Source organism: Pyxidicoccus fallax, from assembly GCF_012933655.1.
GTDB lineage: Bacteria > Myxococcota > Myxococcia > Myxococcales > Myxococcaceae > Myxococcus > Myxococcus fallax.
On record NZ_JABBJJ010000809.1, the window covers coordinates 1 to 393 of the forward strand.

Annotated in this window: 1 pseudogene; it reads left to right on the forward strand. The window is 72.8% G+C overall.

Annotated features, from left to right (window positions below):
• Positions 1 to 142: 142 nt before the first annotated feature.
• Positions 143 to 393: pseudogene (locus HG543_RS54270) on the forward strand (serine/threonine protein kinase); the annotation flags it as partial.

Sequence of the window (393 nt, forward strand, 5' to 3'; positions counted from 1 at the left end):
CGGCTTCGTCAAATTTTTATAAGAGACAGGGCTTGAAGTGGGAACGGTTGGAGTTGCAGCCCCCGGGGGAGGAAGGCCCCCAGGCGGTGCGCGGCCGGAAGGCGGGCCCATGAGGAGGGCCTCGCGGGAGGGGAGGCCGCGGGTGCTGTCGCCGCTGGCCTTGCCGGAGGGCACGCAGGTGGGACGCTGGCGGGTGGTGCGCAAGCTAGGGGAGGGCGGCTTCGGCACCGTGTACGCGGTGAGAGAGGCGCACGCGGCCCAGGGGCCGCTGTACGCGCTGAAGCTGGCGCGGCAGCCGGAGGACGCGAGCTTCGGTCGGGAGGTGGAGGCGCTGCGGCGGGTGCAACACCCGGGCGTGGCGCGGCTGGTCGAGGCGGGGCAGTGGGAGTGCTG